Source organism: Arthrobacter sp. AK01 (assembly GCF_021109375.1).
Taxonomy (GTDB): Bacteria; Actinomycetota; Actinomycetes; order Actinomycetales; family Micrococcaceae; genus Arthrobacter.
Window position 1 is genome coordinate 1 of the sequence record NZ_JAJOHP010000097.1, and the last position, 13433, is coordinate 13433.

Annotated in this window: 14 protein-coding genes; 8 read left to right on the forward strand and 6 right to left on the reverse strand. The window is 61.0% G+C overall.

What is annotated here, in order from left to right; all coding sequences use genetic code 11:
- The first annotated feature begins 164 nt into the window (after positions 1–164).
- The 3 genes from LN996_RS21690 to LN996_RS21700 all read left to right on the forward strand — a co-directional run bounded on the left by LN996_RS21690 (position 165) and on the right by LN996_RS21700 (position 2768).
- A complete protein-coding gene (locus LN996_RS21690) occupies positions 165–1082 on the forward strand; it encodes an ABC transporter ATP-binding protein (protein WP_231343066.1) in 918 nt (305 codons plus the stop codon).
- Positions 1083–1087: 5 nt separating this feature from the next.
- Complete coding sequence (locus tag LN996_RS21695) at positions 1088–2293, forward strand: ABC transporter permease (RefSeq protein WP_231343069.1); 1206 nt, start codon at positions 1088–1090, stop codon at positions 2291–2293.
- Positions 2294–2369: 76 nt separating this feature from the next.
- On the forward strand, positions 2370–2768 hold the full coding sequence (locus LN996_RS21700) for a hypothetical protein (RefSeq protein ID WP_231343071.1): 399 nt from the start codon (positions 2370–2372) through the stop codon (positions 2766–2768).
- 22 nt (positions 2769–2790) lie between these two features.
- Here the strand turns inward: LN996_RS21700 and LN996_RS21705 are convergent, their stop codons facing one another.
- Both LN996_RS21705 and LN996_RS21710 read right to left on the reverse strand, forming a co-directional pair.
- On the reverse strand, positions 2791–3276 hold the full coding sequence (locus LN996_RS21705; RefSeq protein WP_231343075.1) for a DUF6301 family protein: 486 nt from the start codon (positions 3274–3276) through the stop codon (positions 2791–2793).
- On the reverse strand, positions 3273–4439 hold the full coding sequence (locus LN996_RS21710) for a hypothetical protein (protein WP_231343076.1): 1167 nt from the start codon (positions 4437–4439) through the stop codon (positions 3273–3275). The genes LN996_RS21705 and LN996_RS21710 overlap by 4 nt, the downstream gene beginning before the upstream one ends.
- Positions 4440–4580: 141 nt before the next feature.
- Here LN996_RS21710 and LN996_RS21715 point away from each other — a divergent pair, with 141 nt between their 5' ends.
- Positions 4581–5015 carry a hypothetical protein gene (locus tag LN996_RS21715; RefSeq protein WP_231343078.1) on the forward strand — a complete coding sequence of 145 codons (435 nt, stop codon included), beginning with the start codon at positions 4581–4583 and terminating at the stop codon, positions 5013–5015.
- 249 nt (positions 5016–5264) lie between these two features.
- On the opposite strand, the gene LN996_RS21720 is transcribed toward LN996_RS21715, so the two are convergent.
- The gene (locus LN996_RS21720; protein WP_231343080.1) at positions 5265–5759 is read right to left on the reverse strand and encodes a DUF6301 family protein; all 495 of its coding nucleotides are present in this window, start codon (positions 5757–5759) and stop codon (positions 5265–5267) included.
- Between the two features lie 146 nt (positions 5760–5905).
- Here LN996_RS21720 and LN996_RS21725 point away from each other — a divergent pair, with 146 nt between their 5' ends.
- A complete protein-coding gene (locus tag LN996_RS21725) occupies positions 5906–6127 on the forward strand; it encodes a hypothetical protein (protein ID WP_231343084.1) in 222 nt (73 codons plus the stop codon).
- 301 nt (positions 6128–6428) lie between these two features.
- Here LN996_RS21725 and LN996_RS21730 read toward each other — a convergent pair whose 3' ends face one another.
- The 3 genes from LN996_RS21730 to LN996_RS21740 are packed head-to-tail and all read right to left on the reverse strand — an operon-like array spanning position 6429 to position 10122.
- Positions 6429–7751, reverse strand: coding sequence for an MFS transporter (locus tag LN996_RS21730; protein WP_231343085.1), 1323 nt, complete (start codon positions 7749–7751; stop codon positions 6429–6431).
- Positions 7748–9340, reverse strand: a complete 1593-nt coding sequence (locus LN996_RS21735; protein WP_231343086.1) for an acyl-CoA synthetase — start codon at positions 9338–9340, stop codon at positions 7748–7750. The genes LN996_RS21730 and LN996_RS21735 overlap by 4 nt, the downstream gene beginning before the upstream one ends.
- Positions 9341–9357: 17 nt before the next feature.
- Positions 9358–10122: an enoyl-CoA hydratase/isomerase family protein gene (locus tag LN996_RS21740; protein WP_231343088.1), complete on the reverse strand. Its 765-nt coding sequence runs from the start codon at positions 10120–10122 to the stop codon at positions 9358–9360.
- Between the two features lie 115 nt (positions 10123–10237).
- Here LN996_RS21740 and LN996_RS21745 point away from each other — a divergent pair, with 115 nt between their 5' ends.
- From LN996_RS21745 to LN996_RS21755, 3 genes are all read left to right on the forward strand, one after another.
- On the forward strand, positions 10238–11131 hold the full coding sequence (locus tag LN996_RS21745; RefSeq protein ID WP_231343090.1) for a LysR substrate-binding domain-containing protein: 894 nt from the start codon (positions 10238–10240) through the stop codon (positions 11129–11131).
- 909 nt (positions 11132–12040) lie between these two features.
- Positions 12041–12445, forward strand: a complete 405-nt coding sequence (locus LN996_RS21750; protein WP_231343092.1) for a hypothetical protein — start codon at positions 12041–12043, stop codon at positions 12443–12445.
- A gap of 146 nt (positions 12446–12591) precedes the next feature.
- A complete protein-coding gene (locus tag LN996_RS21755; RefSeq protein ID WP_231343094.1) occupies positions 12592–13314 on the forward strand; it encodes a hypothetical protein in 723 nt (240 codons plus the stop codon).
- The last annotated feature ends 119 nt before the right edge of the window (positions 13315–13433 follow it).

The following is a 13433-nucleotide window of genomic DNA, read 5'->3' on the forward strand; positions in this document are numbered from 1 at the left end:
CCCCGCGGCCCCCCCCCCCCCTCCCGGCCCGGTGGGGGTCGGTTGTACTTGGGGGCCAAAACAACCACCCCCCCCATTCCCCCCCCCCCCCCGCCCCCCCCCCCCCCCCCGGCCCCGGGCCGGCCCCCGCTTCTCCAACGCGAAGTGACCCCGATTGAGGACGCATGAATTTCATCAACGTTGAGAACCTCTCCAAGAACTTCGGGCAATTCCAGGCCTTGAACGACGTCTCCTTCTCTGTGAAAGCCGGGGGATCACTGGCGATCATAGGGCCGAATGGCTCGGGAAAGACCACACTGGTCCGCTGTCTCCTAGGACTGCTGAATGCCAGCGAAGGTACGGCAAACATAGCCGGCCAACCCTACGACGCCGGCCATCCATGCACCGTCGGCTACCTGCCGGAGGAACGTGGCAACTTCCAACGCGATACTCCTCTGGACGTGCTGCGGTTGTTCGGGAAACTTCGCGGCCTCACACATCATGACGCCAGTTCGCAGGCGTACGAGTACCTCGACGACGTCGGGTTGGCCCCGCATGCACGATCACCAATCCAAACACTGTCCAACGGTCAGCAGCAGAAGATCCATCTGGGAATCACGTTCGTTGGCAACCCTGACCTTCTGGTCCTGGATGAGCCGACGCGCGGCTTCGACCCTGTAAACCAGGCCATCTTTAAGACCTACCTGGAACGGCATCTCCTCCGCGGTGCCACTCTTATTCTGGTGACAAACCAAATGCATGAAGTTGAAGAGCTCACAAACAATGTCCTCTTTCTCCGCAAGGGCAAGCAACACTTTGCAGGCGAAGTGGAGGAAGCCAAGCAGAAGCTCGGTGGGCGCCGTACCGCATTGAGCTACACAGGTGTTCTTCCGCCGCACGCCAGTGAGTGGAATGTAGAGATGCCAGAGAATGGCACCCTCCTGCTGGACTCACGGCACGAGATCGATTCGGCGAACCAGCTGTTGGGTCGGCTGCTCAATTCCGGAGTTAAGGTGACAGACTTCAGCACGCGGTTGTCGAGCCTCGACGAGATATTCGTGGGCGTATATGGCGATTCAGCACAGTTGGGATCCTTGAACTGATGGTCATGCCAAACTGGACCCTTCTCACTTTCGAACTCAAACGCCACTTCAAAAGGAAAAGCTACTGGGGAGCCACGTTAGCGGTTCCACTCGTTGTCATCGTTTTGGTGATTCTGGCACAGGTTGGCACTGCAGCCGCAGAAAAGAACGCCGCAAACAGCACGGTGGGCGTGATGGACTTCAACTACGTGGATCCCGGCGGCGTGATAGACGTAAAACTTGCCGAAGAGTCAGGTGGAACCCAGGTTTTTGATGTTGCTTCAGCCATCCATGACGTTGAGGAAGGAAGAACACAGACACTGCTGGTTTTCCCCGTCAATCCCGCAAATGGCCGCATTGACATCTACGAGAACAACAAAGGACTGGTAGGCGACCAACGGTCTACGCCCCTGGCCCGCCACCTGTTGCAAATTTCCACGATCAGAAGTGCCGCACTACCTGAGCTAGCCAAGCCTTTGACCGGCAGCATTGAGGTCAATCGTGTTGGCTACCGGAATGGCAGTGCCGATCCAGGGTTGTCTTCCGTGGTGCCTCCTCTGCTCTTCCTGCTCCTGTACTTCGTAGTGACCATTTTTCTTGGCAACCAGATCATGTCCAGCTTCGCTGAGGAGCGCGAACAGAAAATCCGTGAGGTGCTCTTTCTGGATACATCCCCGGCGAGTGTCTATGCAACCAAGATCCTGACCACCGCTGTCCTGGGACTGGTTCAGCTCCTGAGCATGTCTCTGCCGATGGTGGTGGTCTATGTGGCCGTGGGCCGGGACCTCGGATTGCCCCTACCGGCATTCCAAACCTGGGTGTTGGATGGCTCCAAAATGGTTGTAGGGCTGCTAATCCTTCTGCTCGGCGTAGTGTTCATGGTCTCCATTCACGCAGCTATCGGCGCACGGCTTCGAAGCGTCCGTGAAGGTTCGGCCTTCGCCACGCTATTCGTCATTCTGATGTTCGCCCCGGGTTACGCCTTGGGCCTGCTATCTGAGGAGCCTGGATCCCAGATTGTTCAGCTGTTCACGTTCTTTCCACCGACGGCCCCCAGCACCCTGCTCTTCAGGAACGCTTTCGGAAACGTCTCGGCGGCCGAGCTGATTGTCAGCTGCGCAGTCCTCCTAGTTGCCAGTTCCTTGGCCTTCTTCATTGGGCGCCGCGTGTACGCGGGGAAGGGAGCAAGACGCGGTGTAGTCGGAAGCCTGGGAAGTAGCGGCGGCCGGTGACTGTGAGCCTTGTGACTCCGGGTGTGATTCATCAGTGGCTATGCTGGGCACCCGATGATGGGGGCGTCATAACACTATGAAGATCCATGGCAAGAGTGCCACCGGTTATTGGTTGACGTTGGCGGGTTGGTACGGACTGACAATCGGCATGGCGACGCTGGCCCCAATTCCCTGGCTCTTGGTGGCTGGCGGGGTCTGCATCGTTTTTCCCTTAGTTGTGGGCTTGCTCTATGGGCAGATCGGCCGGAAAGTTCAGTACAAGCCAGGTCCGGACAGCCCGGCGATTGTCATCATGGCTACCGTCTTCGCCGTGGTAGGCACACTTCTGCGCGGCTCCTCAATCGTTGGATGGGCGGGGCCGGTCCTGGGCTTTGCCACGTTCATCGGTATGTACCTTTGCCTACGCCGGTACGGTCACTTCCACGTAAGCGGCCATGAGGTTTCGCCCGACCAGCAAAGGGAAAACGCACGCTGATCAGCGAGCGCTCCTGCACACGTCATCGATCGCCGCTTTTCCGCTCCAGTTCTGCACCCTGCGGTGTCTCGTATTCAGCAGAGAGACCCCTGGGGAGGAAGCTGAAGGAGACTATTGCACCGCCGTCGACGTTCCATAGCGCTGTTGTGGTCTCTTCGAAGTGCTCCAGCTTCGGCTTTCCCCACCGTGCTTCGCCCTCACGGACCATGAGCGTATGGGCGTCGCCGAGGAATGCGGTGGACTCCGATGTCACCTCCCGGATGGTGTCCGACGTGTCGAGGCTCAAATCCATCATCACGTTTTTGTAATCGATGGTCATGACATCAGCGGTGGTGAAGTTGGAGACTGTGTTCATTAGATATGGCGTGTCGTTCTCCACTTCGATGGTCCACCCGAACCGCTCCACTGCACGTTGCTGGGCCTCATCCTTCGACATCGGCCAAGGGGCTGCAATCCAAAAGTCCATGATGTCGCAGAGCTCAGCAGGGGGCATTGATTTCCAGGTCATATGTTTCGTCCTTTTCCGGGGGTAGCGTTCTTCGCTCGTTCGATCCAGACCCTCCACGCGGAATAGCTGAAAAAGTTGAAATCGTACCCGGCCGCGGCAGCGGCATCCTTTAACGTCTCACCCACGCGGAAAAGGGGTCTGCCGTCATCGGCCTCGATTGACTCGGCGATCTCGGCGTCCGTGGCGTTGAGCAAGTGAATCAGAGGGTAGGCCGCACGGAAGGTCTCGAAGCCGCCGATGAAATCCACCCAATGACCGCGTCCCCAATGAATCTGCGTACCATGGGGCCCGACTTTTACATCAACCCCAGGTGCATCCTCAAAGGTGGCTATCTGCTTCTCCGGCCAGAGCATCCCCTGCACCACGTCAAGGGCGAAGGGCCGCACAGAGTCAGCCCGGGCCACTACCTTCGTGCGGTTGAGGCCGGCATGGCGCAATTCCAGAGTGCCATCGTCGGTCACGGCGATGACCTTCGTCGTCGACAGGTTTCTCCATTCCAGAACCGCGTCGGGGTGGGTGAGCAGGCTGAGCTTCACGCGAGGGTTGATCGCCTTCATGGGCAGGGTATTGAGAATTTGCTCGACCAGAGGGTGGTCCAGGGCGCTGACGAACACGTTGGGTCGGCGCTCTCGTTCCACAGTCCCCTTTGCGTCGACGTGGTTCGAGTCGAGCCCCAGACCGGGGAGGTCCAAGGAAGCGGAACCGGGGTTCATCCGGGCTACCCGTTCTGCGGACCAGGTCTGTCCTACTGGTATCTGCTCTGCCTCCCGCCAGGCCCGATAGCTGAGCTCATCAGGACTCTTAAAGCCGTAGGAGCTCCGCAATGCGGCGACGCACCGCTCCGCGAGCTCACGGTACTCCGAGGTCAACGCTGGAAGCGGCAGAACGGAGGACCAGTTCGGCTGCGCAAGGCCGGGTGCCTGCCAGCCGGCGTCCCTCAGCACGGACTCGTCGGCGTTAACCGCTACATCCTTTCCTGGAGCCTCGGCGTCAAGACGGTCGCCCTGCCCCGCGAATTGCACATACCGGTTGGGGTACACGTCAGAGGCGATGATCAGATAGGCGCGATCCGATACGGATCGGAGGGTAGCTGCGAGTCGATCGCGGAAGTCGTTCCAGTCGAACGCAGCCTGCTCGCTTGGCTTCCGCTCAGTCCACGGCATCGGCACCCGTCTTCTGACAGTGCTGAAATGGAGGTCCGGGTCATCATGAGGGATATTTTTGACCCGATCCGGATCACGGGGATCAAGTCGTTCAAACCCCTCGTCACCAGCTGAGGGTTCCAGAGTGCTCACCATGAGTCCGTGTGGGCCACTCAGACGGACTTCGACGATCAAGCCTCGATAAGTGCCACGACGAACGACTTCATGGCACTCCAACTGCTCCTCCCGACCGATCTCCCGGATGAATCCGCGCTTACCCAAAGCAGTGAATCCCGGCGTTGGCTGATCCGTCCACAGCACCCAAACATCTCCTCGGGGCTGGAGCTGATACTCAACGCCGTCAAGAACGGCATAACGTCCCGGTCTTATGAGGTCTCTCATGTGGTCTTCCTCCATGGCATGGGAAAGGGAGTTCGCGTGGTGGTGATACGGAGGTCGGGGTCGCCCAAGGGGATGGACTTCCTGTATTCACCACGATCGACCTGCCGAAACCCCTCAGCAACTGACGTCGAATCGTTCGTCCAGGCCATCACCGGCCCTTCAGGCGATTGGACCGCAATGGTGATGCCACGGTAGGTGCCGTGATACTCGAGTCTGAAACACTCCAACTCCAGCGGGTCCCCCACGGTGACTCGCCGCACATACCGGCCATACTCGTCTCTGGTGAAGCCCGCAGTTCGCTCTTTGCTCCAGAGCTCCCAGCCCTGGCCCTTTGTAGACAGTCGGACCTCGACGCCGTCGTACACGGCATAGGTGCCTGGGGCCAGAAACTTCGACGGCGGAGGTTCAGGAGAGCGGCGTTGGAGCCTTTTGGCGCGAGCCACCTCAGTTCCCCGACTTCCGGTCGAGCTCGACGCCCTGCGGCGTCTGGAACATTGCGCTGAGGCTCTTCGGATGGCAATTCAATGAGATGCGCGCACCGGAGGACAAGCACCAGCTCGCCGACTCCGAGCCCGCAGACGCTCGCATCAGCTGCTTTCCCCAGCGCTCCGTTCCTTCACGCACCATGAGCGCAAAGTTGTCCCCGAGGAATTCAGTTGATTCCGGCGTGATCCTACGGATTACGTCAGAGATCCGCAGGCTGATGTAGCTGAGAGCTCCCTCGCTACCAATCGTCGAAACGTCCGGGATAGTGAAGCCCGATACCGTGTTCATAAGGTAGGGAACGTCGTCCTCCACCTCGATGCTCCAGCCATAACGCTCGACGGCGAGGCGCTGCACTTCGTCCCGCGTCAGCGGCCACGCAGCGGCAGCCCAGAAGTCCATGAGGTCACAGACCTCGGCCGGGCTCATGGACTTCCACGTCACGATTTCTGTCATTTGTCCTCCCCCAGGGCCCAGGCCTCAGGACGCCATCGTCTGGGCATTTTCCCTAGTGTAGAAGACGTCTCGGACTGCTAATGACACGTAACTATCAATTCTTTTGCCCTTCCGGGGGCACTCGCCCGCGCCAAGTAGCATGCCTCGTGGAATCCTTCACCTGGGCAAAAAGCCTCCACGGCTGTCCGGGAAAAACCAAAATCGTCGCCAAGTCGTTCAGCACTTTGCCCATCCTTTGGGCGGAGGAGACCCGTACCCCTGGCATCTGGCTGACCCCGTTGCTCACTGATGAGCGGCTCAGAAGCACCATCTGCGCATCGTCGAAGGACGACCTCTTCATCGGAGGTTCGCTGGACGAGCTGGGATGAAGGACGTAAATCAGAGAGTGCAGGAACGTTCTTTGAGGTGCCTGGGGCCGACCACTCATTGCAGATCCCTGACGATTGGCGGGCCTCCCAGCAAGCCCAAGCCGAGGTATTCGCCAGGGTTGAAGAGTTTGTTGTGAGGCTGGGATAGGCTCTGCCTGAGATCCATCCACCTGAGTTCGACCATGCGACCAACAACTGCGCATAAATCGCCGGGCGGGTACGCACTTTTTTCGTGCACAAGAAAGAGGTCGGGTGGGGCGCTGACGTGCGCCCGACCCGACCTCTCTCACAGGTGCAAAAACTACAGAACCGTGGTCCGCGACAGGGACAGGTCCTTGGTCTCCCGGAAGAATAGGACAACCACCACAGCGGATACCAGCGCCATGCCCATCAGGTAGAAGGCCGGGGCCAGCGGGGTTCCGAAGCCAGCCACCAAGCCGGTGGCCACGAAGGGAGCGGTTCCACCGAACAGCACGTAAGCCAGGGTGTACCCAATGGCTGATCCCGAAGCACGGACGGATGACGGGAACATCTCCACCAAAGCAGGCACGTTTGATGTTCCGATCACGGCTACCAATGCACCCAGGACACTGGTCCCCAGGATCGCGAACCCGAGCCCCAGCGGCATGATGGAGAACGCCGGAATGGTCAGCACCACGAAGCCCACACAGGCCACCAGCAGCATCCGCTTTCGGCCGTACCGGTCACTGGCACGAGCTGCCAACGGGCAAACCGCGGTGTAGACAAGCATGGTGATCACGCTGGTAATCATCGATTCAGCCGAAGAGTAGCCCAGGCTCGAGGTCATGTAGGCGATCATGTAGCTGCTCATCAGGTAGTACGCGATGGCGTTGGTGATGCTGTAGCCAAAGAGCGTGAAGATCTGGCGCGAGCACATCCGGAAAGCGTCGCCAAGGGGGCGTTTTGCCACCTCACCGGTCTTCTCCAACCCGCGGAACACCGGAGTGTCATCCACACGGGACCGGATATACAGCCCAATCAGACCCAGCGGTGCCGCGAGCAGGAACGGAATTCGCCAGCCCCACGCCTGCAAATCAGCAGGGCTCAACGTGGAAGTGATCGCAACACCCAGCAAAGCCCCCGCAACCGAAGCCAGTCCGACAGTGGCCGGAATGATGCTGGCGTAGGTCGCCCGCTTACCTTCGGGAGCGTACTCAACAATGAAAGCGGACGAACCCGTGTACTCGCCACCGGTGGTGAAGCCCTGGACCGCGCGGAACACGAACAACAGGATCGGCGCCCAGACACCGATCACCGCGAACGTGGGCAGGATACCGATGCAGAACGTCGCCGCGCTCATGATCAGCACACACAGGCCGAGCATCTTGTTGCGGCCAATCCGGTCACCGTAGCGTCCGAAGAAAGCCGCCCCGAGCGGCCTGGCGATGAAGCCGCCGGCGAAGATCGCCCACACGGCCAGGAGTGACGCCGTCGTGGAGTAATCCGGGAAGAAGAGTTTCGCGATGGTGACGGACATGACCGCATACGCCGCGGAGTCGAACCATTCGACAAAATTTCCGACGGCGGCTGCCGCGGCGACGCGCTTCAGGCTGCGCCGGGGGGAAGACTCAGTGTCTGCAACTTTCTCGGTCATCGTATTCATGATTGTTGTCCTTCGAGGCGGGGAGAGGCTACAACGTGTGGGAGTTCGCGGAGCTGGGCCCGCTGGACTTTTCCAGTGGCGGACTTCGGCAGCGCGGTGACGTATTCGATGAATCGTGGGTAGGCGAAGCGGGAGAAGTTCTCCTTCACGTGCGCCACGATGGTTTCGCTCAGGTCCGCTCCCCCAGCGTGACCGGGCATCAGTTCGATCCATGCCTTGATGGACTGGCCGCGGAGCTCGTCGGGCACTCCGGTGACCGACACGTCCCTGACGGGATCGAGTTCGCGAATGACTGCCTCCAGCTCATAGGGCCCCACACGGTATCCGGACGTTTTAATGACGTCGTCGGTCCTCCCCAGGAACCAGAAGTAGCCGTCATCGTCCGTATAGGCCTGGTCCTTGGTGTGGTACCAACCGCCTCCGAATGCGGTGGCGGACGCCTCCGGCATGTTCCAGTATCCCAAGGGAAATTGCGGGTTGGATCGCGCGCGGAGGCAGATCTCGCCGGTCTCGCCCGTGGCTACTTCATGCTCGTTGTCGTCCAGCAGGCGGACTTCCCATCCAGGAAGTGGACGCCCCATGGACCCGGGTTTCACGGGAACATCCGGATAGTTGCCCAGCAGCGGGTAGGACTCGGTGGAACCGTAGTAGTCCAGCAGCGTCACGCCGTATTGCGCTTCGAACCAGGTGATCAGGTCCGGCGTTAGCGGCTCATTGGACGAGCAAACTGTCCGCAGGTGCAGCGGGAAGCGGGTACCGGCGTCGGGCACGTCTTCGCGCATCTTCCGCAGGAAGGTCGGGTTCACCAGCGCGCTGGTGACGCGGTGGCGGCTCATGCTGTCTAGAAGGGCTGCCGGGTCGAAGCCGCCGTTGGGCCGGAAGACCAGGTGCGTTGCGCCAAGCCGGAGCGGGCCCATGAGCTTGGCCAGCGACCATGCCCAGTCCCCCGCACCGTAGAACACATCGCCGTCGCCGATCTGGTGGCAGTACTCGAATTCGTTGTGGCCGAGCAGGGTCCGGTGCGCGTGGACGATTCCTTTCGCACGGCCGGTGGTGCCCGAGGTGTAGAAGATGAGGGCGGGGTCGTCGGCTGTGGTTTCGACGTCCTGGAATTCGGTGGGCGCTTGAGTGATGGCCGGGCTGTCGATGTCGATGAACGTACCCTCGTAGTCCTTGAACAAGGGCTTCGCGGACTCTTCGGCGATGATCACCGACGCGCCACTGTCCTCCAGCCGGAACCGGATCGGTTCCGCTGCCCAGAGCAGGGACATCGTGACCAGGATGGCGCCGGTCCGCAGCACGCCCAAGTAGGCGGCCGGGGTGTCGGAACGCTGCGGCAGCAGGACGGCGACGCGGTCGCCCTTCTTGATGCCGGCCTTTTGGAGGGTGGCGGCGATCTGGCGGGAACGGTCCTGGATCTCGCCCCAGCTCACCTCACGTTGACCTTCGACGGCGGACTCCAGGATGAGTGCGCGTTTGTCCCTTGGGTGCCGGTCGGCGACGTCGACGGCCATGTTGTAGAGCTCAGGAACCTCCCAGCGGTGGCTGTTCCGCAGTTCGGTATAGCGGTCTTGGGTTGCGGTTTTCATGGTGGAGTCCCGTCCGATCAGCGGCGGCCGGCGAGGAAGCGGGCCATTTCGCGCTGCGGCTCGCCGGTGCCGTAGGCCTCGCGGTGCACGCGCTTCGCTTCTGCCATGGCGTCGCTGAGGTCGTCGTCTTCCAGGCTGCGCAGGCGGTTCTTGGTCAGGCGGACTGCGCCCGGGGGAAGGAGGCTCAAGCGGGCGGCGAGGTCTTTGGCGTAAGCCAGCACGCCGCCGTCGTCCGCCAGATAGTTAAGGAGGCCGAGCCGCTGAGCCTCGGCAGCATCCACCAGCTCGCCGGTGAGGACGAACTGGGAGGTCTTGGACTTGCCCAGGATGCTCCACATGGCCCAGATGCCGGTGATGCTGGGGATGCCGGAGAGGACTTCGGGCTGGCCCATGCGGACTTTGGAGTCGCCAACGCGGAGGTCCGCGAGCAGCGAGTACTGGAAACCGGAGCCAGCGGCGACGCCGTTGACGGCAGCGATGGTGATCTGGTCGAGGTTGCGGACGGCGCGGTAGAGGCGATCGAAGCCGTCGATCCAGGCCTCGGCGGATTCGTGATCCTCGGGGTTCATGGACGCGGTCTCTGCCAGGTCCTGCCCGGCGCAGAACGCCCGGCCGCTGCCGGTGAGGATGACCGCGCGGATCTCGTCGTTGCCCTTGAGGCCTTCGAGGTAGTCGATGAGTTCGCTGCGCATTGCCTCGGTCCATGCGTTGAGTTTGTCCGGGCGGTTGAGGGTGATGATGGCGGTGGGGCCGGTCTGTTCGAAGAGGACATCCTGGGACATTGGGGAGTTTCCTTTGGTTCGTTGGGCTTCTTGAGTCCCATCTGACCATCGGGGAATGTGACCCGTCTAACATCAATATCTACTCGGCTTGATATCAAACTGATATGGTGCGGCGATGGACCTCCACCATCTCAAGTACTTTGTGGTGCTCTCCGAAGAGCTTCATTTCGGCCGTGCTGCGCAGCGTTTGCACATGGCCCAGCCGCCGCTTTCGCAGCGGATCAAGGACCTGGAGAAGGAGCTGGGAGTGCTGCTGTTCCACCGCCGACGCACCGGCGTGGAGCTATCCGAGGCCGGAGCTTTGCTCCTTGAGCATGCCCGAGGGGTGCTGGATCACGTGGCCATGGCTCAGGAGTCGATGCGGCGGATCCGCCCTGGCGCTTCAGGCATCCTGCAGGTGGCCGTGCCGCCGGATACCAATCCGGTTGCCCTGTCCACCATGGTTTCTTCTTTTGCTGCGTCTGCGCCTGACGTTCTGCTGAATCTGCACGAGCTCACCACCGTTGAGCAGGTTGAGCGACTGCGCGACGGCGAACTGGACGTTGCGGTGGTCCGTCACCCGTTGAGCAGCGTGGGTTTTGAGTCGGGGCCGGTGTTCTCGCGGGCGCTGGGCGTGGTGATGAATGCTTCGCACCCGCTCGCTTCTGCTTCTTCCGTGCGGCTTGGCGATCTTGCCGGGAGCCCGTTGATCATCTTCCCGCGGCACATGGCGCCCACCCTGTACGACTCGTTCCTGCACACGTGCCGGGACGCCGGGTATCTTCCTGCCGCGATCGTGCACGCACGCAACCAGCACTTCACGCACGGGCTGATCATGGCTGGCCGCGGGGTGCATTTCAATGAGGAGCCGTGGACGCCGCTGCCTGCAGGGATTGTGTGGCGGCCGTTGGTTGGTGATCCGTTGGCATGGCGGACCTCGGCGCTGTGGCTGAAGAGCAGGAGGTCAGCTGAGACGGATGCGTTTGTGGCGGCTGTTGGCGCGGGGCTGGAGGCGGGTGGACACGGGTGATTTACTGCCGGTGCTGACTTTGGCTTAGTCGACGACCAGCTATTCAGTTGGAACGGCGACCTTCAAAAGTTGCGCTCCGGTCGGCGTGTAGGACACCGATTTGGACCGATGGCGTAGGGGCAACGAAGAAATACATCTCCACGGCCGTTTGCCCGACCCTCCACATGGCGGAGGTCATTCCGGGTTTCGCATTCGTCTCATCCATTGGGGGACCATATTTGGCCCTAAGAAAGGCAAGGATCAGGTCGTAGCCCAGTCTGGACGTGGCAGATCGGCCGGAAGACTCCTCGTATAAGGAGAGGTTTATGCAAAACAAGTCACCTCTATACGACATCCAAGAGCCTGCTGCAGGGGCTAAATAGGGACTCAACAGTTCGCCACTAAGGACTGATGGAGAATCGGCATTCATTGCATGCTGCTGAAATCCGAGCCTTTGGAAGTACTCGGCCTGCTCCTGTTCCCCGTGAGGCCATTCTGAGGTCACGATCAGTTCGATGAGGGCAGCAAGGGACTCTGCACTTGGCACAAGACCAGGCAATGGTTTAACCCTCCTCGGAGCGTGCCGCCCTCTTCAACTCAGCGATTCGCAGCCGTAAGAAGATAATGGTCAAGACCAAGGCATACACCGCCAGGACGGCAATCGCGATCACAAAGATAACGTATAGAATCCCGATGATTCCAAAGGCCGGACCTAAATTCATTGCTCCCCCAAAGAGTTGTTGGGCCCAATGCTACGCAGACCATCGGCAATTCTCGTGGACGTTGGGAGGTGTGCCAGATTCGCAACCGTGGCCGGGAATGTCCATGACATAGAATCGCGGTGAGGCGAATCTCAAGGCCGAAATTCCGGCACCGCTGTTGGGGGGAGAGGTCAGAATGTTCGGTTCGAAGAAGAAGCTCAACGACCTGATGGAGCAGCTCAGGCCGGACTTGAGTCGGGAGTCGCTCGGCGTCGGACCCAGCTTCCCGGGCGTCGCCCCGAACCCGGTCCTCAGCGGTGAAGCGCGGAAGCGCAATGCGGAGCTGCGAAATGGGACGCTTGCGCTCGGTGTTCTGGTCGACTGGCGCGAGGTCAACAGCAACCCGCGCGTCGTCCTGATGCTCGACGTGGAAACCGCCGACGGAATCTCGTTCCGCGGCATCGCAGACGAAAGCCTAACGATCACCGCTCTCACCCGACTCGCCCCAGGACAGACTTTGCCAGTGCGCTACCGGCCAGCCGTCATGGACCACTACGTTGCACTGGCCACGGACGCGAACCTCGCCGATGTGCAGCACCTCTCTGACTTGATCGCGAGCCGCAAGCGAACCTGACTCAAAGCCGCAAAGGGACGCGGAGGCACGTTGGATGGCGAACTTCCCCCGTCTCAAGCCAGCGGCGCCCACACGTTGATGACCGATAGTGTTATCTCAACTGGGGACCACCCGGCCGTAAAAGTAGACCCAATGGGGGAAATAGAGTGAAGAAGTTTGCGCTGCAGAGCGTCGGTATGTCGGCGTTGGTAGTGATGGCACTGACAGGATGTGGTGGGTCAACGGGCTCGACTGATGCCGCTTCGCCCGAAGCCACGGCGTCGCCGACGCCCACCACCGCCAAGCAGTACACCAACGACGAGCTCGTTGAACTGGTCAAGCAGATCAAGCCGAAGTCTGGCAAGGAATTGACTGTTGCTTCAAGTGAGGAACTCGCCCAGGAGAATCCCATGAAGGCGCTCATGAGCATGTTCACCATCGAACCGGCTGAGTGCAAGGACCTTGCAACGCTGGGTGGCAGTGAGACCCTCGCCGGTTCAACCACCGCTGCCGGCGCAGATCTGGACGCTGCATCCGGGGTCATGACCATGGTGACCTTGACCTCCGGGCTCGATAAGCAGAAGCTCCAGGACAGCATCGATAAGAGCGGCGCGCAGGCCGAGAAGTGCGCGAAGATGACGCTGTCCATGTCCGGTCAATCGATGAACGTCGCCACTGAAAAGTTCGACGGCATCAGCACGGTCCCCGGAACTGTGGCCTACAAGACGGAAATGTCCACAGCTAGCGGCGCGGCACAAACCACCTACATGGCTTACGCCATCAAGGATGGGGTGCTGATTTCCGCTACGGCGTCCGGCAAGGGCGCTGACGCCAACGGCGTGGCCACGGCCAGCGACCTCATGGAGCAGGCAGCAGCACTGATCAAGTAGCAGCCCGCCCGCCCAGGGGGGCCGGCCGCCACCCGGCGCGCCCCCGCCCCGCGGCACCGGGTGCGGGTTTCGTCCCGCCCCCGCCCCCGCCCGGGCGCCCGCCCCCCGCCCGCCCCGTG

What these genes read in the sequence shown, in the direction of transcription:
- LN996_RS21690 (WP_231343066.1), top strand. Translation starts at nt 165, where the DNA reads ATGAATTTCATCAACGTTGAGAACCTCTCCAAGAACTTCGGGCAATTC.
- LN996_RS21695 (WP_231343069.1), top strand. Translation starts at nt 1,088, where the DNA reads ATGCCAAACTGGACCCTTCTCACTTTCGAACTCAAACGCCACTTCAAA.
- LN996_RS21700 (WP_231343071.1), top strand. Translation starts at nt 2,370, where the DNA reads ATGAAGATCCATGGCAAGAGTGCCACCGGTTATTGGTTGACGTTGGCG.
- LN996_RS21705 (WP_231343075.1), bottom strand. Translation starts at nt 3,276, where the DNA reads ATGACCTGGAAATCAATGCCCCCTGCTGAGCTCTGCGACATCATGGAC.
- LN996_RS21710 (WP_231343076.1), bottom strand. Translation starts at nt 4,439, where the DNA reads ATGCCGTGGACTGAGCGGAAGCCAAGCGAGCAGGCTGCGTTCGACTGG.
- LN996_RS21720 (WP_231343080.1), bottom strand. Translation starts at nt 5,759, where the DNA reads ATGACAGAAATCGTGACGTGGAAGTCCATGAGCCCGGCCGAGGTCTGT.
- LN996_RS21730 (WP_231343085.1), bottom strand. Translation starts at nt 7,751, where the DNA reads ATGAATACGATGACCGAGAAAGTTGCAGACACTGAGTCTTCCCCCCGG.
- LN996_RS21735 (WP_231343086.1), bottom strand. Translation starts at nt 9,340, where the DNA reads ATGAAAACCGCAACCCAAGACCGCTATACCGAACTGCGGAACAGCCAC.
- LN996_RS21740 (WP_231343088.1), bottom strand. Translation starts at nt 10,122, where the DNA reads ATGTCCCAGGATGTCCTCTTCGAACAGACCGGCCCCACCGCCATCATC.
- LN996_RS21745 (WP_231343090.1), top strand. Translation starts at nt 10,238, where the DNA reads ATGGACCTCCACCATCTCAAGTACTTTGTGGTGCTCTCCGAAGAGCTT.
- LN996_RS21750 (WP_231343092.1), top strand. Translation starts at nt 12,041, where the DNA reads ATGGAGCAGCTCAGGCCGGACTTGAGTCGGGAGTCGCTCGGCGTCGGA.